We start from the raw sequence: 21,904 nt of genomic DNA on the forward strand, positions 1-21,904 counted from the left end.
TCATTCATCCTAGATGACGGTCGAAGCTCTCGCGGTCGCGTTCCTGCTTTGCCACTTGCTGCAAACGTTGCTCAGTGCAACTGAGCAAATGGCCGACTGGCGCCGAATTAGCCCAAGTCGCACGGCATTCTTTCGCCCAGCCAGCTTCTTTGCCGGTGAGGACTTCAGAGATCACTAGAGCCGACACGCCCGGCCACCCAGCATGCTCGCACACAGCCAGCGCCACATCCTCACGCAACCTGGTGCGCAGCATCTTCCATAGCGTCGGCTGATTAACGCCCAACTCATCAGCAATCCTGGAGCGCAACGCCCCGTCGTTGGCAAGGTTGAACCAATATAACGCCGCCAGATCGTAGCTTTCAGGCCCGAGTTGGGTTTCGGTCACTGGCTGGTTTTCCAGGCGTTCAGCACTGGCGCGAAACAACCCTGGCGATGAAATGAAACCTGGCATCTCACCGACAGCAGGCGACGAAGGAACAAGATCTGAGAAGGCTTCGAAGCCGGTGAGCTGGGTGAGAGGATCCAAATCCAGGCCGCGGGAGATGGCAGCGATTGTCGCCGGGGCGACGTTGCCTCGAGCGAGCTGTTGCTTGACCCGCAACCTCGGCAGGTCAGCGACGGCGGCAAGACGCACGGAACCGGTGCCTGGAGAAACCTCATCCAGCCACGCTTGAACTTCATCGCGCCCTAGCTTCACTTACCGCTCATTCACTCTCACCACATCAACATGCTCACACCGCGCCCTGAGGCTCGGTGCTTTGCCAACGTGTCTCAATTTATCCTGTCTGACGCGTCTGTAATCCCAGTTTAGAGGCGGGGACAAGACACAATTTGGCCACAAAACACCGAACAACCAGAAAACCGGCGCCCAAGACTCTGCTATGGCAGGCGAACGTGCCGGCCGGCGGATGCTTAACGAAGGCGTACTCGCGATAGCCGAACAAAAGCGGAGGGTTGTCGGTAGGGCACGTACGATAATGAGTAGGTTTTGCAGTTGATTCCGGGCGTGGGGACGCCTATCGGAATCGTTGGCCTGCCGTCTTGGGGGGGCGGTAGCAGTCGCCGTTCAGACCACTCGTAGGGGCCTGTCACAATTGTGCGGCAGGTCCTCGTCTTCTGTTGTTGGTCAAGCTTGGCTGGACCAGCCCGGAAAAGCTTCTTCCAGAGCGTCGCACCGCCATGCCGCCAGCTTCTTCTCCGATCGAGACTGGTGCTGGTTATGCAGCCAGACACCCAAGGATCGTTCCTTCTCGGATGCGTAGGTCCGGTAATGTGGGAAGTGACCGTGCTCTGCAACGTACTGAACAAGAGCCTCAAACCGGGCCTGCCATCGCTCATCGAGTTCGAATTGCCGCGGGTCGATATGCCAGTTGAGAACGTCTTGCAAAAGCACGATTTTAGCGGCGGGCAACTGGCCGGCCTGGAGGTTTTTGCGTTGAACAGCAAGCCAGGCGTGCAAGGAACGCTCGGCGCGGTCCCCGGTGGTGCGGGGAACCCTTTTGTACTCAGCATGGAATGCTGTCAGTTCATTTGCCCGTCGCCGCCACATGCTGGAGGGCCGGGCTTTGCCGCGTGAGGCCACTGCAGCTTCGTGCTTGGCGCGAAAACCGGGTTCATAATGCTCGCGTCGTCGCAGGTGGTAGTGGATGGTGGCGGGACCGCGGTGGCATAGTTCGGCGATTTCCCGCACGGTGATACCGGCGAGCAGCAGCTGGTCCCATTCGGGGTGCCTTGAGATGTTCCAGCTGGTCATGGCCTTAAGATACCGTACGCGACGAGCGCTGAGGACGGATTCTTGGGATTTGGCGGGGTATTGCAGTCCAGGCTTTTGCATACCGGTCCCGGCGTGCTTGTCTCCGGTAGGGGGGCACCGGTCCTAGTAGGTGCCGTAACCACCGCTAAAAGCGAATACAGGCTAGCGATACTTACCAAAGTTTTGAAACTATGCCGGTGCTTGTCTCAATGAATGCTCGATCATTCGTTAAATACCCAAACGATTCTGGTGGGATTTAGAGAGGACATACATCAATTCAGCACCTGATGGTTGTTATTCTGTTTAGCAGGAAATGGTTTCACACAGGATCGCTATTCTCGTTGAGAATTTAAGTTTGATTAATTTCGAATTGTGCTCTGAGGGCATTATCGCCTGAGCTGCATGGAGGTTAAAGCCTAAGATGACACGCATTGCGAAAGATGCACAGGTATTTAACGGTGCTCAGATATTCACCGATTCGGCTGAACAGGCTATTTCTTACCTTAAAATGCATACTCCTCTGACGGATTGGTCAGTTTCTCGCGTAATCGATGGAGAGCAGGTCCACTTGCACGTGCAGCCGGATCAGTTACTCAAAACTGGTCAACGTGTTGAGTGGGAGGAATCTTTATGCAGTCGAATGGCCAATGGTGCTGCTCATATTGTGGAAAATACGCAGGAAGATCCTGACTATTCGTGTATGCGTTTTTCAGCCGAGGTGGGGGCCTATGCCGGGTACACCATCAATGATGACCGGGATGAGATGTTTGGTGTCCTGTGCGGGGTGCGCACCGATCCGCTCACTGAAGGAGAGAAAATAGATGAAGAACTCGTTGCCCTCATCAGTTCACTTCTATCTGCCCAATTGAAGTTAGCAAGAGTAGCTGATAGAGAACGGAGAAATAGTGAGCTATCCGATGCCTTGGCGCAAACAGATGCTTTGACTGGTCTGTTGAACCGACGCGGCTGGGATAAGATCACCGGTGATGCGCAAGAACGCCTCGACGCTTTTGGCGATTCCGTCTCGGTTGCTGTGATAGACCTCAATGGGCTTAAACAGGTCAATGACAGCCAAGGTCATGCAGCTGGAGATTTATTGTTGCAGCGCACTGGTGAGATCCTGAGAGGTAAAAGCACTGAGTCCTGCCGCGTCGCTCGATATGGGGGTGATGAGTTCATGATTTTGGCCAACGGAGTAGCTCCATCCCAGACAGGCGCTTATTTCGCAGTATTCAAAGAGTCCTTGGAAGAGGCAGGGATTCCTGCATCCATGGGATTCTATTCAGCTCAGCCAGGTAGTACCAACATTGATCAGTGTATTGCCGCGGCTGATGCTTTAATGTATCAGCAGAAATATCAGAGTCGCCTTCGTGCCAGGAAAAACAGCTAACAGACTGTCCTTGCAACGGCCTCTAGAGAACTATATCCATCTAAATGCGCTCTTGCCAGGAAGATCTCGGGATCGAAAGCTGTATTCACCAAGGCACTACCGGTTCTTTAGCCGACGCTCAAGCGCATCAACCTGCTGATCGAGGACGTGCTGCGCGACGATCCTTTCTAAGGTATCGGGAAACCGGAACCGCTGAAACACGCATTGGCTGGTGCATGGTCGCGACGTATCGATGATGTCAACCGGCTGGTATATATCGCTGATGACCGAGCAGTGACCATTCTTCAAGCGAAATATCATTACTGACATGCTATTTTGCTGATCTTATCTACCTCTGCAACCGTTTCTTTGGGGGGAATCCTTTCGCCGATAATGTACGTTATGTAAAGTAGTAAAGACTTTATTTGCTCCCACCGCACATAGTGAAGTTTCGGGTAACGTACCTCTTTGATAGGCACACTGACCCCACAACCTGAGAAACTCAGTGCAGTAGACTTCGAAAAAACGACAAAGAAGCCCTGTATCCCACCTTAGTGAGCGAAGGAGCCTCGACTTAGCTGGTATTAGACTTTCATCCGGAATTTCGGGGCGGTGCCGAAACATTTCTTTTTGCGAATGCAACTTCTCGATCTTGGCGGATTGATGGTTCGGCAGGAAAAGCACATCCACCCAACTTCCATCTGTTCATGGAAGCTTTGAAGCACGCCTTCCAGATCTTTGGGGTTGAGCTTAATAGCTTGTTCCAGCGCCGCAGCGCGCACGAACCCGTCGGAATCAGATAAAAGTAGGGTGTGCTGAGGACTCAATGTATTGTCCCCCGCCAATTCGCAGTATTCGGCAGCAACTACACGCAATACTGGATTGGGGTCACTCAACCAAGACTCAGGTTCAGGCCCGTTTCCCAGCCCTGCCACCATACGTGAAACCAGTCTTTGGGCATCGGGCGAATTGATTTTTAATAGAACTTCGCGAAGTTTGGGCACGGAGAGCTCCGGGGGAGCCTCCAAGAGTACTCGGCAAGCAAGTAGCCTGTGACTACGGCCGAAAGCCAGAAGTTCTCCAAGGATGGAAACTGCTTCTTTAGTGTCTTGGACATCATCCCAAGCGAATACGGTCCGAGCCTTCGCAAGATCGAAAAGCGCCCAGTATGGCTCATCAGAATTGGCAGAGTCCATACGCTGTATGGTTAATGCCGCCTGAGCAGCAATGACCTGGGGATCGAAATTGTAGAGCGATTCAATCAGACCGACGGTCCTTATGGAGAGTTCCGGATCTTCCACGAGATGGTGGCTCCCCCCTTCGTTCATGGCGAGCGTTTCTAATAGGTCAGCCAGTTCCGAAACTCTCGCTCGTTGCTGATAATTCAACTCTGTGGATGGACGATCAGCAATTCGCTGCAAGAAGGATCGATAGTCGCAATTGATTATTCCGTCAAATAATGGTGATGGTTGGATCAATGGCTCTTCCGGCAGCTCGTCTGCTTCTGCGGCTAGACCTGCTTCCATCAAGGCTTTTTTAAAACCCCTTGTCGCTCCCCTGCCACGGTCTTCTGCAGCCAGTTGCATGACCAGTGGAGTGACCTCTGGGACTTTTCCAAGCAGTATTCGAGCCACCTGTAGCTGGACGTCTTTTAGAGGATTCGTCGATAGAAGATTTAGTAAGGAATCGCGGGAATTATCGGAATCCGCACCAATAAGGTCAGGAAGATCTTTGATAGCAATTATGTCCATCAAGGCTTCGGGGGCTCTCACAAGTTCGTTTTCTGGAAAATAACGCAATTGGAGCTGAGCCCGAGCTAATTTCACTCTCGATTCCCCATAGATGTTTGAAGCGTTTTCAACGTCTGCGTGTAGGTCAATTGGTACGGCTAGGCGCAAGAGCTGAACTAAACTGTCCCACCCCTCCCGAGTCCCAGACCTAAGATTTTCGATAAGCGCATGGCAGAGGTCTCGAAGTTCAATCTCTTGCATGGGAGCGCCTTCATGCTTCGCCTGAACGGCGGCCTTGAGCAAGAGGGGCTCTCCACTCTTTGCGGCCAGATCAAAGAACTGCTTTGCTACCGGTGGATGGAGGGCAGCGGCAAGTACAACGGGTTCGAGCTGGTTGCTGGCGATCCTTTTATTGACCCATCTCTCAACATCGGCCGGAGACATAATTTTGGTACTAACGGCATCTCCGACCTCTGCAAGCAGCGTGACTCGTGGTGCGATGATCTCGTCTTCACCGCTAATCACGAAAATTCCGCTTTCGTCCAAGAAATGCACGATGTCGCGTGCGGTGGAGTCGGCAAGGCCTTGGCTCCAACCCCAATAATCTTTTAGATCCGAGGCAATTAGGGTCAGTACCTCCAAGCGCCCAGCTTCGCCATTATTGTCAAGAATGGCGGAGGATTCACATGCAAAGGCTCTCAATACTCCTGTAGTGACCTGTGTTCCGTTCAAGGATCCGACAGGGATCCCTTCGCGTTTCTTTATTTCATACCGATCGAGGACGTTCTGAACTACCGCATGGAGTACATGGGCTCGTCCTTTTGGAAGCACATCGATGTTCTTTTCTGCGGCCAGCAACGTTAGGAGAACAGGGACGAGCGGTGTCTCGCGCAGAGTCGAATCGTCTCGCAGTGCTGACATCACCCATGCCATTCGCTCGCTGATCCATTCTGAGTTTTCATCGCTCGTCGATTCATGAGTGCGACGGGCAAACTTGCGACGGAGAAGTGTTTCGATGGTCTGTTCGATTTGGTCAGGCGCGCGCAATGGGAGAGAAGGCCACTCAAGCACTGTCGCAGAGCTATAAGCAATTTCACGCGTCGACAGCAATGCATCGACGTCTTCGGAAACATCATCCATGAATTCGTCCAGTTGGCGTACAACTTCATGTCTTCTGTCATAAGTCTCATCAAGGGAGTCGAATAAGATGGCCACATTTCCACCGTCAAGTCGTCGGTCGAGATCTGCCTTCACCAAGGATTTATCGGCCTCCGAAAGACCGACCACTGCTGCCGACAGAACACGTTCTCGGAAGCTATCGGATTTCGGTAGTGCATCCACGTCGCGAAGAGCAACACAGATTGGGAGCGGACCCCCTGGGAGGTTAACGAGTTGAGCGGCCAGATGCTTCAAAGCTGTCGACTTGCCGCTGCCCGGCAGACCAGTGAGTATGAGCCGTCCGCGTCGCAGAAATGCCCAGATAAGTTCATAGCCGACGTCCGCGCCATCATCCCCATGCGCAACTAATACCTTGGCGTCAACTTCATCGTAGGGAATTGGCGGCAAATCCGCCGCCAGTCCGTGTAGCGAAATGTGGGTTCCTGCATCGATGATCCTTTTCTTGTAGAGATCTATCGCGTGATTGAGCCTCACAATTTCTGCGGACGGAGTATTGCCCACGTGGCTAAGAGCAATACCCGCCGTGCGCAACGCTTCCAGCCAACCGTCCATATAGTCTCCGCTGCGCTGGCGAGCTAGACGTCCGGATTCAGCAACCAAAGCGCTCCATGCACTCTTGGCTTCATCCGTGCTTCGGCTTGCGACAACATTTGTCAGGTATTCAATGCCAAGGAGAGAATGCGTGTCATCAATCTCCTCAACCTTCAGCTCCAGAATGACCGCACATTTGAAGAGTCTGACAGACTGATCTTCTGTGAGGTCCCTCAGGAGTTCTTTGAGATACTCCCAAGACTCAGCTTCTTTTTTGGTTTGAACGGCAGGTATACCGTTCTTAGCTTGTTTCAGAAGCATTGACAAGGTTTTTACCGCACCTTTCACCTCTCTACCCACAAGCATCAGGCGGTCCCGGCCAGGGTCCAACTGACCTTTTGCAGCTTCTACCCATTGCGCCACGGCTTTTTCGAAGGCTGCCCCTTTGCAGAGAGTGCGCTTGGCCTGGACGAGCACCTTCCAACCCGAGGCAAATTCAACTCGAAGGTCATCCAGCGGGTCCTCTGTCTCCAATGCAACCGCACGCACTTGAGCGTCTAGAGCGGGTACCCCAAAGCCATTCAAAGGACGCCCAGATAGACCACAGGCGACGGCGTAGGCGGCAACTCCGCGCCGGTACTCGACGCCCGAATCCCCTGTGGCTCCACCGATGGCGCCGGGACCGGCTGTCTGCTTCGTGGCTGTTCGGTTTGCCATTGGGATTCCTGTCGGTAGCGATTTCAGTTGGAGGCGATTTTGTGATCCACAGGCCATCCCAACCATACGTGGGCTTTTGTATCACCAGCTCCTCGAATACGATATCGGTTTGAACGGCTTCGTCGTACATTGGGTGCGGAACTGAGCTTATGTCTTCTGCCAATGAAGCAGTCGGTATATAACTGGTGCAGGTTCAGTAGAGGGCTAAGCACCAGGATTCAAGCCTTAGTCGAGGGGAGCCGGCGGCCGTTGGTGCGGTTGCTCGGCCCCTGACGGGGCGGAGACGCGCCAGTGTTCGAGACTCTTGGGGAGGCGTTGAGGTCCGAAAAACTGGTTCGGGTTCGGGTTCGGGTTCTGGGGTTAGCCTGAATTAGTGGACACCCGAATAAGCGGGATCAACCGATCCCAGTTTTTGAGAGGATGCCACTAATGAGGAACATGAAAAAGCAACGCAGGTCCTTCACCGAGGAATACCGCAGGGAAGCCGCCGGCCTGGTCATCGATACCGGACGCAGCATCAGCGCGGTCGCCAAGGAGCTGAACCTCGGCGAGCAAACGCTGGGCACCTGGGTGAAGAAGGAACGCTCCAGCTGAGGCTTGGACGGTGAGCCGACTGGAGCGCTGGATGAGTCCGAACGCGAAGAACTCAAGCGCTTGCGCAAGGAAGTCTTCGAGCTGCGGGAAGACAACCGCTTCCTGGGAAAAGCAGCGTCCTTCTTCGCGTCGAAGCAACATCGGCCGAACGGTTCGAACTGATGCACGCGTTGAAGGATGACTTCGCCCTGACACGGATGGCGGCATTGCTTCAGGTTTCCACATGCGGTTACTACGCCTGGCGGCACCGCCACACCACGGGGCCGTCTCCGAGGGCTCTCGCGCAGCGGGAACGAGACAAGAAAGTCGCCAAGGTCTTCGAAGACTCGCACCAGACCTACGGGGCACCGCGGGTGGCTGCCCAGCTGGCCCGCGAAGGATCCCCAGCGGATCCCAAGACCGTGGCCGCCTCAATGCTGCGCCAAGGCATTGAAGGGATCAGCCCCAGGAGGTTCACCCCGGTGACCACGATCCCAGGTGTTGACACCTATCACCTGCCGGACCGGGTCAACGACCATATTTCTTTTCAGTTCTCGAAACATGTCACGAAACAGGTCCGGTAAAGCCGTCCATCGTAACCACGTCAATGTTGTTTTTATAGTCGATTTCGCGTTGTGAAAGACACGTTTTGAACACTGATTTGGGCCGGTTAGCGGATAAGCACTGGAACCTATATCGAATCGGATCGCATCATCGATGAGTTAACAGAAAGTCCCTGGGAAACCGGTATCGTCACTCACTTCAAATAGAATGACCTCGAGAAAGAAGGTTGAGGCTTGCTAGTGGTTCCCGAGTCGTGCCGGTAGAGTTTCCCGAAGCGCAACCTGGCCGCATTTGAACTTACGAACCCTGAGGGACCATGAAAACTACAAACCACGCCAGCGGCGAAGCTGGACATGGACCTCACCAGGCAGACACCCACACCCGCGCTCTAAGAGCCAAGTCCGGTGCAGTCGCAGTATTGGTAGGGGTGACCATGATGCTGGGCGGGTGCGGCGAACAGACTGCAGCCGAAGGTACCGGCACGGTCCCGGTGGAAACAACCCGTACTTCCCCTCCACCAGAGCCCGCTCCCCAAACGTCTGGAACACCGACGGCTTCCCTGCCCTCGCCATCGGTCGAGCCGGAATTGCGGCTCATGCAGGAAAACCAATTCTGGGACATCATTGACCGCTCACTGGAAGCCTCGGATGGAAGCATTGAGCGCCAAGCTGCCGAGCTTGAAGACATCCTTGCGAATTTGCCACCTGCGCAGGTCGCTTCCTTTAACGCAAGGTTCGTCTCCAAGAACCTCGAGCTCAACTCTTGGGAATTATGGGGCGCTGCCTATGTGCTCAACGGCGGGTGCTCCGACGACTGCTTCGAGTACTTCCGCAGCTGGGTGGTCGGCCAGGGCCGAGACTACTTCAAGGCCGTGCAACGGGATCTGCAGGTGTTGAACGATGGACGTCTAAGCTCCGCCTTCGAGAGCGATGCTGGGGAATGGTTGTCCTACGTTGGTGAAGACGCATACTATCGGGCCAGCGGCGGCCGGAATCTGTACAAGGACTACCCGCAGAGCCCGTCGACCATTGCGGGCGGCGAACCCACGGGGACAGCATGGGACGAGGACGAAGTCGAGAGTCTCTATCCGGATCTCGAACCCCTTCCCTGATGTGGTAAACGCAGTGTGCAGATTATCGCGAAGTTCTGTGACACATCAGCTCGCCACACGCAGCACCAAAGTATAAATGCTCGACCGTCCCGCAGGAGTTTCCGCGTGTTCTTAGGCGGAAGCCTAAAACCATCCAAGGATGCATTAGCTCAGCTCAGGCGGGATCGCCAGCGCGCGATTTCGGCCGCAAAATCAACTGATTGGCCCGATTCCGACCACAATTCAGCCAGCTCGTTCTTCTTCTTCATCCGGTCAAGTACGGCTGCGGCCTTTACCACAAGATGTCCAGGCAGGGGATCCGCGCTCCGTGGCCACGGCTGAGGCGCGTAATCTTCAGTGCCTTCAAGCATCTCCGGTTCGTCCCAGGCAACAACGAGGGCGGCGGCAGCCAAGCCTCTAGCCCCGTCGGATTCATCAACCTTTGTCGTCGAGCCAAGGACTGTGTCTAGTGCTTCCTCGATCACGGACGCAACTTCGGCCACGGTGGTGGCGTCGTCAAACTCGTACCCAAAGTCAGCGGCATCATCGTTCCCGAATACCGAGACATCCCAAGCAGCCATATTCGCTTGCTCCTAATTCGATTTGCTCGACCGATGATCGGTCTAGTTGAGTTTTCCCACGTGGCTTTCAGAATACCAAGCACGAACCGCATGCGCGGCTGCAGAGATTCCAGTTACTCTTGAGCAGCGATTCTAGCCAACCCTGGCTCTCAAATCCGGATAGCAACAGACATGCTAGAAAACCGGCCGCATAGGGCATGAACACCGCAGTCAGATCTAGGCCCCCAAACGTCTTACAACCTAAGAGTTGCAAAACGTCTCAACGGATACCACTCCCCCGGTGAAAAATCCGCGGAAACTCAAGGGTCCGAGATTCTCACAGCTATGTGTTGTAACCCATGGCGTAGCGCCGCGTTTGCGCCATTAGTAGTGAGACAAATTAGAAAAACGGTGGGTTCCAGTCTCGAGCTTTCGACCCGGGCCATACGAATCGACTTCTTGAAGCCGTGTAGTTCACAGATAATCGGGTCATGCTGAGACGAGGACAGATCTCGAAACTCTAGCGGCCGGCTTCTGAGAACGGGTATAGAACACATACCATAGGCAACCTGTTGCGCTGAGCCCCAACCCGAGGGCCCACCATGGGAATCCAATAGAGTCGACACTTTGCCCAGCATCTGCAGGAGTTGGCAATACACGTTCGGCAGTGACGATAATACGGTGTGAGTTCACTCCGATGGGAGTACAAGTCACCAAGGAAATCAGATCGCGCCCTACTTGCGGACGAAGCAATTCTGTTTCGGTAGGAAGTACTACGGAACTATCGATGATGCGATACACCAGAGTCTGGCCATACACATCGATTTCAATATCATCGCCTACGGTCACTTTATCCAGATCGGTGAACATTGCTGCCTGCGGTAGACCGCGGTGCCCGGTCATCACCGCGTGGGTTCCTTGTCCACCTACAGGCAAGGCTGTGCCTTCAAGATGACCTGCGCCTTCCAGTAGGACATCTTCGGCGGTACCGTGATACACCGGGATCTTTACGTCGATACTCGGGATCCGTAGGCGCGCCATCAATCCGTCGTCATTTGGATCCAGCAAATCCCAGTACGGATCATCTGTCTTTTGAGTTTTCTTCTGCACCGCAGCGAACGGGTCAACAATTCTCGTTCCATCAGCCAGCGACGCATTGTATTGCTGCGCTTCACGCAGCTGCTCATCTTTAATATAGGGGGCTAGCGAGTCGGTGACATCGACATAGCGGTCTGTATGTTTGGTCTGTTCGAGGGCGGAGAACCAGGAAGCCGCCGATGGATAAAAGGCCACACAGCTTCCCAAGAACACCATGGTCGCAATAAGCACCGAGAACAGCTGGACATGTTTTCTGGCTGCATGCCGTCCGGCCGGCTTTGATGCAGTCTTCGAGTCCATGCGTTCTCCTTTCATCCGTTAGACCGTCAAATACTTGTGCAGAAAAGGTGCCTCACGACCAGTTGGACTGATACGTGAGGCACCCCTCTGCTATTACGGTGAAGTACTAGCTACGCTGCTCGCGGCGCTTGCGCACGGTCGCCAGCAAAACGCCACCGATGACCAATACCAAGCCTGCACCGACGAACAATGCAGTTCCGGTGCTACCAGTCAGCGGGAGCTGGAACGGAGGGACCTGATCGTTGGAGACCGATACTTGGGCTGCCTGGGACACTGATCCTTCAGTAACGGTTACTGGAATAGGAGTCGCATCGAGCTTGTATCCAAGTGGTGCTTTAGTCTCCACGAGCTGATAGGTTCCAGCTTTCAAACCGTTGATGGTAAAAGTTCCGTCGGCGCCGGTAGTGAAGGTGTCGTTGTTGTCGGTGACATCCTGCAGTGGGCCAGCGACACGGTCACCGTTACCGTTTACGGCGTAGAGCTGGAACTCAGCCCCGGTCAGGAACAGCGAGGTGTCCTCGGCTGCGTATTTTTCCAACGTCAAGGCTCCCCAGGAGGATTTCACGGTGTTCGAGTCGTACCCAGATTCGGGGTCGTTGATGTAGATCTGAGCCTGGTTCGTGATCGCTCCGTTGCCTAGGGACTGGACTGAGGTCACCATGTTGACGGTCAGAGTGTTGCCCTGAACAGCGCGCAGCTTGCTCAGGCCCTGCGCGGTGAAAGACAGTTCGAACTGCTGCCCGGTGGCACCAATGATGTAGTCGCCCGCACCAAGGGTTGCTCCCTGAACTGCGACGGTTGCCGACTCGTATTTCAAGCGGCTGTCAAGGGTATCGGAGATCCCGAATGCGGTCATCGGCTCGGCCGCTGGCACTGAGGGTACCTTCGCGGTGAAGCTGAAGTTCACGTTGTCGCCAATAACATAGGCAGCGGAGTCATCAACGGTCTTTTCCAACCCAGTGACGGTGTTTTTAGGGTAGACATTTACGTCGTACAGCCAGTCGTTGTCCACGGCCAACGGCATGGTCACCAAGAACGGCTCGCCCTGCACTGGAATGTTGTTTGAACCAACACTGGACTCGGTGACCAAGTACAGACCTACAGGCAGGCTGGTGAATGCTGCTACGCCGTTCGAACCGGTGGCCTTGGACTGCTCGGTCCCGGCTTTCAGGTTGCCCTGTGCCTCCGAGACAGTGTAGTTTTCCAGACCCTGCCAGGAAGCATCGTCCGTAAGATCAACATCGACCTGCTGGACGGTGAAAGTCACCCCGGAGATCGGGGTCAGGCCGGAGGTGTCGACCGCGGTACCGTTGTTCTCCAAACCGGTCGGGGTCGTCGGCTCTTCGAATTTGTGGACGGTGATGGAACCGGTGGCCTCCGGGTCGATGTTCTGTGCTGCTGAGGCTGGGATGGCCGCGGTGAAAACCAACGACGTCCCCGCCAACAGTGCACCCATACCGACCGCGAGGCGGCGCAGACCGCGCGGTGCGCGGCGGGTGGTCAAGGACATGGTGTCCCTTTCTTCTGGTGATGAATCGATATTCCGGCATCAAGTGACGGGGATGCCACCCGTGGTCTTTAGAGGTCCTTGCGAGAGCGGCGTGAACGGTATATCGCTGCAGCAACAGCAATCACAGCAATCAAGACACCGCCGACAACATAGATCCATGAACCGGTGCTACCGGTGAGAGGCAGAGCAAACGCTGGGACATCTCGGTTGACGAAACGATATACCGTATGGGTTTCTACGGCTGCACTGATGGATTTACGGTCGGCCTTGGCCCAATTACGCGGGTCGATTAGCTGGGATTCTTGGGTTGGATCGGTTCCCGTGAACTTTTCGAAAGCAACTTGGGTGTAGCCACCTAAATCGCTAGATTCATTCACGGCGTATTCATGCCCGGGACGCACCAGGAAAGTGTTGGATGTCAAGGTTGAGGAACCGGCAACGGTGCGATCCGCAAGCCCTGGGATGCCTGCCTTCGGTGTGGCGGTGAGTTCCCAGTCAGACGGTTGCGCGGTACCGGTACCATTGACGTTCTCCACGAACTTCAACAACGTCATCTGCGCTGTTCGGTTCACCGCGGTGCACCGAAGATCAGCTCCCAGCGGAGGCGTCACAGTGCCGTTGGTGCCGGCACGTTCCGGAAGTATCCCGGCCACAGTTTTACCCTGTGCGTCGACGGCTAGACACTGCCAGGAACCGGTGGATCGAGGAGCCGCAGTTCGCTCAGCCGTGGTGCGTGAATCGTCCTGGACATACTCGGCCGGTCCCCCGGCTTCAGCAAGCTCCAGTCGTTGATCCGCAGGTACCGTTGCACGGACCCCACTTTTGCCTTCGATTGTGGCTGCACCGGCCTGATTGAAGGCGCTCAAAGTCCAAGATTGAGGGTCCGCAGCACCGCCAACTACTTGCTTGGACAGCGTCACGGTCGAAACACAGTCGACAGTGTTTGTAATTGTCGCTGTGTTCGATCCGGTTTGCATCGTCAGATCAGCGGGCAACGCACGATTGACGCTAGCCCCGTTGAGCTGGGTGAGTTTCTGGTCGGTGATCTTGCAGCCAGGCATTCCAGCCGCAATGCTCGTGGACTCGTTAAAACTAATACTTTGCCCCGAACGTATGCCCTCAAGCTTGGTACCCCAGGCAAGGTCGCGAGCTTCGTTCACGGTAACTCGGGCTTGAGCTGAGAGCCCTTCCGGCTGGGAACCCTGGTTCACCCGCTGACCGTTGATGATCCAGACCTTGTTGGCGGTGAAATCTGCTGCTTTAGCTGCATTGCTGATCACGCAGTTAATCGTGGGAACGCCTTTGGCGGCCTGGTAGGCAGGAACTGCAATAGTTCCCTGAGAACCTTGTTGCACGGGGAGGGCTTCGCTGCTGCTACCCGAATAGTTGATGGTGCACTGAGACTGGCTGTTGTAGTCAGCGAGCACCCCAGCAGAACCTGCAGCCATGGTTTCGCCGAAGGCATAGGTCTGCCCGGGAAGTACCGGGATGGATGCAACCTGTTGCGTTTGTAGTCCTGTGCTATTGCCGCTCGTGGTCGCGGTGCCTAACGTGGTGCTCCCTTGCCGTAATGACAAGGCAAACTGGTCATTGGAGCTTACACGGCGTTCGATGTTCTTTTGAACGGTGATGGTCGGGGCGTTAATTTTCAGCGCATGGTCTTCCACTTCACCGGTTTGTGTCATGCCAGTAGGCGAGGCCAGCTCTGCGGTGGTGGCGGCAATACGTAGGCGAAGAAAACTCAGTGCCGCCCCTGTCGTTTTTTTCGCATCGTTGGGGACCGCCCAGGTTAGAGCAACCGAGCTTCCGGTGCATTCGGCGGCGGCTGAACGCTCGCCAGCATCAAATTTGCCGTTCAAGTTCCAATCGATCCATCCAGCCACATATCCCGGGCCAGTGCATTGCACGGAGCTCAGAGTATAGTTCTGACCCGGCACCGCATTAATGGTGCCTAAATCCCCTACGGCGTCTTCATCATCCACGTTGGTGGTGTCATCCAAGGTAGCTCCGGGGCTTGCCTGGTGGTTCGGATCTGCGTCGATGGTGGCACCGAGCCGGGTCAACGGCTGGATCGGCGCCCCCAGCTGGAAGTTGGGTCCGAAAACGAGGTTGTCACCCTCGGATAGTTTTGTTCCGCTCCATTCACGCTGGAACAGGGCACCAGCCTCACCATAGCTGGCAGGTGCATCGCCGAAGTCGGCTTCGAAAACCACACCGAGGGCTACAGCGCTCTTTCCACCGCCTTGAATGGTAACCGCCGCCGAATTGGAGCCCTTCATGTAGGCAATCGCCATGGGGCCGCCACCAGCGCACTCGCCTGCAGTGGGTCGCAACGTCAGGGTTCCACTGGCGAGCTGAGCGTTGACTGCATTCGCGGTGCTACATGAGGCATTGCGGAAGCGCTCAATGATGCGCCAGTCCACCGTGCCTTGCAGCGGTCGTGCTGATACGAACTCAGTTCGGGTCGAGCTGGCATTGGAGTTGCTTGCTTCAGCATCAGCGAAGACCAGACCACCTAGCGGCACTGTGACACCGTCCAAGGTTGCCGAACAGTTGATATTGAATGTGGCTCGGTCATTATCAATTGCATGCGTAATGCCATTGATCAGCTGGTTTGATCCGCCAGTTCCGCCAATGTTGTAGAGGTCGTCGAGTCCGTCGTTCTGCCAGGACCCCGGGCGATACGCGAGCAGCCTCGAGTTGTTCGCTACGGATGCGCGGCCGGCGATATTGGTGATAGTGCAACTCGTAACCAACGACTGACCGCCCACGGTACGAGTCGTACTCTTCGTAGTGCCTTCAGCAATGGCACCCCCGTTGGTGCCCCACTGCACCCAGTCAATGAGCCCTTTGTACTGCCCTGAACCGCCGGTTGCATAGGTTGCTTGCGCCGGAGACGCTGAAAAAACAGCAATCGCAGGTAGCAGTGCGAGAAGCAGGAACAAAGTGAGAACGGATGCGAGCACACGTTGCGGCGATGAACTGGCACGGAAAAACAAACGAAACACCGATCAAGATCTGGGAGGTAAGCGGTCAGCTTGAATATGAAATGACAAGAGCTGGCCCCAATAGCGAGACACCTACCGGCGAGCAACGGTGCTGTGCCGGACTGGGTGGTGCAGAGTCGTAAATCTGCTCTCACGTGAGGTGACGTTACGCGTATAACGTTAGCTGTACTTCACCTTACAGATCACACAAAATTTAAGCTAGAACGGCTAACGAAAATAATCTCCCTGCCGATAGTAATGTTCCTCACGAAATCGGCCCTGCGGGAAAGTCGGGAAACTGGCTCGCTGGGATCAACTCAACAAAGCAGTGGTTCAAGCTATGTCGAAACGTACCGGGTCTACTTAGGCGCATCCGAAAAAGTAATTTTTAACCACCGACATTCAGCGTGTCACATCGGACTTAATGATGTCGCTATCTCGTATTGTAGGACTATGACTTCACCACGACGACCCCGAGGGTCCGTAAACGACCCCATCGCCTTGGGGTGGAAGGTCCAGCGGAAGAATAAGGATTTCTTCACTGACCTGGCATCCAAAGCCGGGCTGTCAGGTGCAGCCATGTTCGATCTTATGATTGAAAACCTTGAACTTGATGAACGGGGCCTACCTGCTTGGGCTCCCGTAAAGGATGACGAAGGAAAACTGCCTATCGATAAGCCTTAAAAGGAAAAGCCCGCGCAGTGCGCGGGCTTACCTAAGAATTCGAATCTGATCTGCATGAGTTTGCCGACCTAGACAGACCAGATTGACCAGAAGCTTCCGGTTACCAAGCCGGACGCTCCCCTTCCTTTACCCTCCAAAGAGAAAAGGACTTATGTGTCTATAGTAGCGCCTCAGCGCGCCCAATCAAGCACCAGCACCAAAGAAACGCCGCAAAACACCGCGATCCACACCACAAAACCACGCTGGTGCACCCGCCCCTCCGACGGCCGCATCGCCGCAATCCTCGCCCACACCGCCAAAGGACACCGCCCTTTCACCAAGGCAGAAACCCCCCAAACCTTCAGCGCCAAGGGAAAAACACAGTTCAACGCGGCCAAAGAAGCCCTCGCCGCCAAACACGCCCACACCCCCGCCCCGGTACATATCAAGCGGGTCTCCCGCGCCCAGGAAACCTCCCCCCGCGCGATTGCCTGGGCGATCCCCCAGGGAAGCCGCAAAGTCGATCACACCGCCCAAGCCTGGCGTGCCGCCCGTTCCCTGGACGAGCTGCTGTGCCGCCGCGCCGACTGCCAACGCAACATCATGGCCGTGCTCTGGGTACTCCTGCGCTACACCGACCACACCACCATGACCGTCCGCATCACCTGGGACACCATCGCCACCAAAGCCCGCGTCAGCCGCGCCACCGTCGGCAACGCGCTGAAATTCCTACGCACCCACGGCCTACTCGGCATCGTCGCCTCAGGCCGCAGCGCCACCTACGCCGCCAAAGCCGGCCAACCAGCCACCAACGAAGCCCCCGTCTACGTCATCACCCGCCCCATCGGCCTCGGCCTACGCCCCCAAGACACACCAGACACGACCCCCGCGCGGCGTGCCCACACACAAGGCGCCGCTGGTACCTGTGGAAATAACTTAGAACCCCTCCCCGTAGGGGGGTTAACCACTTACGAAGTAAGTTCCTACACGCGCGCGCTCGAGAAAAACACCCAGATTGAGCCGCTGCGCGGCACTGAACATCATGGGCACGGCTACGCCGTGCGAACTCACCACCGCGATCAGCGACAAGTCACCCTGTGGCCAGCCAACCGACGCATCAGCTCGAGAAGTCAGGGGTTATCGGCTGCCGCTGAAATCTTGCGTTTGATGCCAGATTTGGCCCGTTTTTCCAAGAAAAACGTGCTGAACATGGTCAAACCATTTTTCGATGCGGGATGGACGATTTCAGATGTTCACCATGCTTTGGATTGGCGTACCAGCCCGGGTTTGCACGGGAAGGAAGCATGGGGTGCACTCCCCCAGCATGATCGTGACACTCAGTCCTACATCGACTACTGCCGCATCCTGCGCGCAGCAATCCTCTACCGCCTCCGCCAGTGGATGACTCCGAACGGTGAAGTCATGACCAGCCGCTCCCAGCGAGCCGCTGCGGAAAGCAACCGAGCCCACGCTGCCGCACGGGCCGCCGCCGACCGGCGGGCAAAACACCAAGCTCGACGCCCGGCACACCAAAGTGCTGCAGCAACCGGGGCAGCCAGAGTACGCGCAGCGCTGTCAGCGGCACGCGCGCTATCGACCTGAAGGTGATCCCTAACATCATTAGCTCATACGAACATTTACTCAAATGTTGATTTATTAGCCTCCTGGCGCTATCTCTTCCTTGGTGGATCGTAGGTTTGCTGCAGCCATGGCGCATATCGAACAGTTATCGCGGGATAAACCGGTAACGCCGAGCATTGAGATGTTGGCGCGTTTTTGCGCAAATACTCATATCATCATTTGGTCACTGCCAAAAAGATCGAATCACACGCTCCCAGGAATCGGCTCGAACTTTCACATTTCCATTCACAGCGCTCATGACGGCTCTGCCGGCCAAGTGGACTCCCCTGCCAAATGCCATCCCCGCCAATAATGAAGTATCCGCTCATTTACTCAAATGACCATTTGCGCGAAATCTTGATGCAATCCAGGGCGACTTCCACCAATGCTTGACACCGCTCCCTGAAGCATCCGAACGCTAAACTCGGCGTTGAAGCCATAGGCATAGAGAGAAAATACTCAAAAGAGCATTTGATTCCTTACCCGCTCACTCATGAAGATTTTTGCACCAGTGAGCGAACGCAGCCCAAGCACCACTCCCCACCGAAATTTCAACCAAATCTACACTTTTACTCATTTTATCATTTGAGCACTTCCTGCAGCGCAACCACGCTCAGCGAAAAAATTGAATGGCCTGGCGGGAATCTGATTTACCCTCCCCAAGCTTTTTATGCGAGGGTTCTCATTTACTCATTTGAAGTAATGAAGCAAAGCACCCCCACATTGCTCCGTGCGCGCATAATCCGCCACAAGATTGATTCAACTAATATTTGCCCCTCAGCCGCCAGTGGCCCAGGGCACCGAATCTGTACGTTTTTGAGTAAAGTATCAAATGAACATTTAAGCAATACTTTCCTCAGGGCACATGGTCCTCTAAAGCGCAATCCCGACCCTTGGAAATGATTGAGTGCCTTGGAGTGAATTCAACCTGTCACCCTCAGCGCAATACATACGCGAAACCTCATTTACTCATTTGATGGACGGTGTATTGACGACCTGCAGCAAGACACCACTTTATCGGTCCTTGTGCTCGCCAATCCATCTAAAGGCCGACTCAACCAATGCTTGAACCCTCAGACCACGGCCAGCCGGAATATCGGATTCGTACGGTTTTGAGTAAATCATCAAATGATCATCCAGACGATTTCTCATGTATTCGATGGGGGAGAAGCGCCTCACGCCATCGCCCTTCACACGTGTGCGTAAATGCACTTTTACTCATTTGTGCTGATACACTTATATGTAAATCCGTATTTACTCACCTCTGTGCAGCGGAAGGAATCTATGAAAACGATTGCCGTATTGAACCAAAAAGGCGGAGCTGGGAAAACCACGATCTCCACCCACCTAGCCACCGCACTGCAGCACACTGGCCGCTCTGTGCTTTTGGTGGATTCAGACCCTCAGGGAAGCGCCCGGGACTGGGCTGCAGTCAGGGAAGAGCACCCCGTGTCCGTCGTGGGCATCGATCGCCCCACCATTGAACGCGACGTCAAAAGCCTGGCCAAGGTCGATTTCGTCGTCATCGATGGGGCCCCGCAGGCTAGTGACCTTGCTGTCTCTGCGATCAAGGCTGCTGATTTTGTCCTTATTCCCGTGCAGCCCTCGCCGTATGACATCTGGGCCACAGAGGATCTGGTTGACCTAGTCAAGCAGCGCATCGAGGTCACCGACGGGAAACTCAAGGCGGCCTTCGTCGTATCCCGCGCGATCACCGGTTCAAACATCAGCAAGGATGTCTCTGCGATCCTCGAGGATTATGGCTTGCCGGTCCTTGAATCCAAGATTTTCCAGCGTGTCGACTACCCAGGGACAGCTGCGCGTGGGTCTACAGTGATTGAAGACTTCCCTCGATCCGAGGGCACCCGAGAAATGCTTGCACTGAGTGCTGAAATTGAGTCGATCATCCTTGAGCAGGAGGTTGTCTAAATGAGCAACAGTAGAACCGGGCTCAGCGCAGGGCGTCCAAGCCAGCGAGCCGAAAACGAGAAGAGCCGGCTGATGGCTAGTTTACGGGACACCGCTCCCGCAGAACCGCTGACACGAGTGAACTTCGAACTACCTAAAAGCCTGCATACGAAGCTGAAAATCCATGTGGCTCGCAGTGAACACAAAAGCATTCGCGAGTTCTTGACTGAATATATTGAGTCACTCCCTGAAGAGTAAACACATCAAAATGTAAATCATCTTTTGAGTGCATGAGTAGATCATCATCTACTCATGCACTCATTTTTCCAAGCATTCAGACTGCCCAAAGAGCTTATCTTTGCAGCGTTCCACGGTGCACACGCACCTACGAATTGTTCAAATGCGTATATCGTGCTTTGTATCTCCGAAGTCAGCCGGCAGCTGGACCGTCATGGTGTACTAGCTAGGCCGATAAGCAATTGGACTCAATTACTCAAAGCTGCAAATGTGTATATGAGAAAATTTTCCATAGGTGGATTCAACCTGCTAGGCATCGAGGATTCGGATAGGGGAGTAGTCACCCCGTCCGCGCGCACCACTATTCGTTAGTATTCTCCGTGACTTACGCACATTCGTTGCTCAAATGTTCACTTGCTCATTTGCATGAATACGTCTTTACTCATTTATTCATATGCACGACAGTATTGGCATATTCACGCACGCTAAGGAGGGATTCACCGTGACTCGCAACGCCTCAGAAATTTACGATGACCTCAAAGCCCTGGCCAACGAGCTGGAAGACCTCGCCGCTACCGGACGCATCACCATGAGCACCGACTCGTGGAACAAGGACTATCCCGACACGAAACAAGCCGTCGCCCAAGCCCTGGCAACGCTACAGGTCGCGATCAACGCGACCTGCTGGATGGAAACCCTACCCGAAGCCGAATCAACCGCGACGAAACCAGGGCATCGCGGTTAAGCCTCCTGCCCACCTGTGCACAGCAAAAGCCCAATCGCTGCGCTGCTTTTCCTGCACCCACGTGGACAGCAGGAACCAAACGACCTCCCGCACACAAGCCACAAGCTGCGGTACCTGAGTTCTCCTTCGACGGCGGATCGTGGCCCGTGCATGGCCTCTGATAAGCGAATATCACTTGCCAGGCCACGAGGAACACCTATCATGGGCACATCATCTTAAAGGAGTAAGACCACGTGGAGGTATCAGAGTTAACCCTTGGCGCTGCTGGGGTTCGTATGATGCTAACTGTGAGAAAGCTCTAACAATGACAGTTCGTGGCGAAAAAAGATCCTTGGGTCCATCGCAATCGTAACCTGTCGGAATTCATTATCAGAGATCTTCGCTACCGTAACTAGATTGTTTGCTTGGAGGACTTAGGATTATTCTATGGAGACATTTAAGCGTCAAAGGTATGTTGATTACCTAGTGAACGAACGTGGGTATGAAGCTCGCCTAACTCCGTGGGGAATCTATATCGAATATCCCAATTTTGACGATAATGGCACGGCGGTCGTCAAATGGAGGGTTACGGAAAATGAACTTGCCGGTTTGAACGGGATTAGAATGCCGCGAGGCTTTACCGGCGGCGAACAGTATGCGTTCTCGGAGTTGATAGCAGCTCTTCATACTTTCACTGGTTCACGGGGAACCATGTACGGGGCAAGTATGAGAATAGAAGCAGAAGACTGAGAAGGGCTATGGCGCACATGCGCCATAGCCCTTCTTGTTAG

At 54.8% G+C, this 21,904-nt stretch carries 14 protein-coding genes and 1 pseudogene; 8 read left to right on the plus strand and 7 right to left on the minus strand.

What is annotated here, in order from left to right; all coding sequences use genetic code 11:
• Positions 1-4: 4 nt before the first annotated feature.
• Both ACIOTN_RS10775 and ACIOTN_RS10780 read right to left on the minus strand, forming a co-directional pair.
• Positions 5-634: a hypothetical protein gene (locus tag ACIOTN_RS10775; RefSeq protein WP_402735332.1), complete on the minus strand. Its 630-nt coding sequence runs from the start codon at positions 632-634 to the stop codon at positions 5-7.
• 492 nt (positions 635-1,126) lie between these two features.
• The gene (locus ACIOTN_RS10780) at positions 1,127-1,753 is read right to left on the minus strand and encodes a helicase associated domain-containing protein (RefSeq protein WP_402735333.1); all 627 of its coding nucleotides are present in this window, start codon (positions 1,751-1,753) and stop codon (positions 1,127-1,129) included.
• A gap of 421 nt (positions 1,754-2,174) precedes the next feature.
• Here ACIOTN_RS10780 and ACIOTN_RS10785 point away from each other — a divergent pair, with 421 nt between their 5' ends.
• Both ACIOTN_RS10785 and ACIOTN_RS10790 read left to right on the plus strand, forming a co-directional pair.
• Entirely contained in the window at positions 2,175-3,143 is a 969-nt protein-coding gene (locus tag ACIOTN_RS10785; protein ID WP_402735334.1) for a GGDEF domain-containing protein, read from the plus strand.
• A 174-nt stretch (positions 3,144-3,317) separates the two neighbouring features.
• A complete protein-coding gene (locus ACIOTN_RS10790) occupies positions 3,318-3,449 on the plus strand; it encodes a Txe/YoeB family addiction module toxin (protein WP_402735383.1) in 132 nt (43 codons plus the stop codon).
• 257 nt (positions 3,450-3,706) lie between these two features.
• On the opposite strand, the gene ACIOTN_RS10795 is transcribed toward ACIOTN_RS10790, so the two are convergent.
• A complete protein-coding gene (locus ACIOTN_RS10795) occupies positions 3,707-7,279 on the minus strand; it encodes an NACHT domain-containing protein (protein WP_402735335.1) in 3,573 nt (1,190 codons plus the stop codon).
• Positions 7,280-7,708: 429 nt separating this feature from the next.
• Between ACIOTN_RS10795 and ACIOTN_RS10800 the strand changes: the two are divergent.
• A pseudogene (locus ACIOTN_RS10800) lies at positions 7,709-8,385 on the plus strand (transposase); the annotation flags it as partial.
• Between the two features lie 347 nt (positions 8,386-8,732).
• Positions 8,733-9,527, plus strand: a complete 795-nt coding sequence (locus tag ACIOTN_RS10805; protein ID WP_402735336.1) for a DUF4240 domain-containing protein — start codon at positions 8,733-8,735, stop codon at positions 9,525-9,527.
• Positions 9,528-9,676: 149 nt separating this feature from the next.
• Here ACIOTN_RS10805 and ACIOTN_RS10810 read toward each other — a convergent pair whose 3' ends face one another.
• From ACIOTN_RS10810 to ACIOTN_RS10825, 4 genes are all read right to left on the minus strand, one after another.
• Positions 9,677-10,087 carry a DUF4259 domain-containing protein gene (locus ACIOTN_RS10810; RefSeq protein WP_402735337.1) on the minus strand — a complete coding sequence of 137 codons (411 nt, stop codon included), beginning with the start codon at positions 10,085-10,087 and terminating at the stop codon, positions 9,677-9,679.
• 468 nt (positions 10,088-10,555) lie between these two features.
• Positions 10,556-11,464, minus strand: a complete 909-nt coding sequence (locus tag ACIOTN_RS10815) for a class C sortase (protein ID WP_402735338.1) — start codon at positions 11,462-11,464, stop codon at positions 10,556-10,558.
• A gap of 106 nt (positions 11,465-11,570) precedes the next feature.
• Entirely contained in the window at positions 11,571-12,974 is a 1,404-nt protein-coding gene (locus ACIOTN_RS10820; protein ID WP_402735339.1) for a SpaH/EbpB family LPXTG-anchored major pilin, read from the minus strand.
• A gap of 68 nt (positions 12,975-13,042) precedes the next feature.
• Complete coding sequence (locus ACIOTN_RS10825) at positions 13,043-15,973, minus strand: CshA/CshB family fibrillar adhesin-related protein (protein WP_402735340.1); 2,931 nt, start codon at positions 15,971-15,973, stop codon at positions 13,043-13,045.
• An 825-nt stretch (positions 15,974-16,798) separates the two neighbouring features.
• Between ACIOTN_RS10825 and ACIOTN_RS10830 the strand changes: the two genes are divergently transcribed.
• From ACIOTN_RS10830 to ACIOTN_RS10845, 4 genes are all read left to right on the plus strand, one after another.
• Entirely contained in the window at positions 16,799-18,226 is a 1,428-nt protein-coding gene (locus ACIOTN_RS10830; protein ID WP_402735341.1) for a hypothetical protein, read from the plus strand.
• A gap of 1,302 nt (positions 18,227-19,528) precedes the next feature.
• Positions 19,529-20,173, plus strand: coding sequence for a ParA family partition ATPase (gene parA, locus ACIOTN_RS10835; RefSeq protein WP_047117786.1), 645 nt, complete (start codon positions 19,529-19,531; stop codon positions 20,171-20,173).
• Positions 20,174-20,891: 718 nt separating this feature from the next.
• A complete protein-coding gene (locus ACIOTN_RS10840; protein ID WP_402735342.1) occupies positions 20,892-21,134 on the plus strand; it encodes a hypothetical protein in 243 nt (80 codons plus the stop codon).
• Between the two features lie 426 nt (positions 21,135-21,560).
• Complete coding sequence (locus ACIOTN_RS10845) at positions 21,561-21,863, plus strand: hypothetical protein (protein ID WP_013350251.1); 303 nt, start codon at positions 21,561-21,563, stop codon at positions 21,861-21,863.
• The last annotated feature ends 41 nt before the right edge of the window (positions 21,864-21,904 follow it).

The organism is Glutamicibacter sp. NPDC087661, assembly GCF_044743275.1.
Lineage (GTDB): Bacteria > Actinomycetota > Actinomycetes > Actinomycetales > Micrococcaceae > Glutamicibacter.

Excerpts from the sequence above, each read along its gene's own strand:
- ACIOTN_RS10820 (WP_402735339.1), bottom strand. The coding sequence starts at position 12,974 with ATGTCCTTGACCACCCGCCGCGCACCGCGCGGTCTGCGCCGCCTCGCG.
- ACIOTN_RS10780 (WP_402735333.1), bottom strand. The coding sequence starts at position 1,753 with ATGACCAGCTGGAACATCTCAAGGCACCCCGAATGGGACCAGCTGCTG.
- ACIOTN_RS10810 (WP_402735337.1), bottom strand. The coding sequence starts at position 10,087 with ATGGCTGCTTGGGATGTCTCGGTATTCGGGAACGATGATGCCGCTGAC.
- ACIOTN_RS10805 (WP_402735336.1), top strand. The coding sequence starts at position 8,733 with ATGAAAACTACAAACCACGCCAGCGGCGAAGCTGGACATGGACCTCAC.
- parA (WP_047117786.1), top strand. The coding sequence starts at position 19,529 with ATGAAAACGATTGCCGTATTGAACCAAAAAGGCGGAGCTGGGAAAACC.
- ACIOTN_RS10785 (WP_402735334.1), top strand. The coding sequence starts at position 2,175 with ATGACACGCATTGCGAAAGATGCACAGGTATTTAACGGTGCTCAGATA.
- ACIOTN_RS10815 (WP_402735338.1), bottom strand. The coding sequence starts at position 11,464 with ATGGACTCGAAGACTGCATCAAAGCCGGCCGGACGGCATGCAGCCAGA.
- ACIOTN_RS10795 (WP_402735335.1), bottom strand. The coding sequence starts at position 7,279 with ATGGCAAACCGAACAGCCACGAAGCAGACAGCCGGTCCCGGCGCCATC.
- ACIOTN_RS10845 (WP_013350251.1), top strand. The coding sequence starts at position 21,561 with ATGGAGACATTTAAGCGTCAAAGGTATGTTGATTACCTAGTGAACGAA.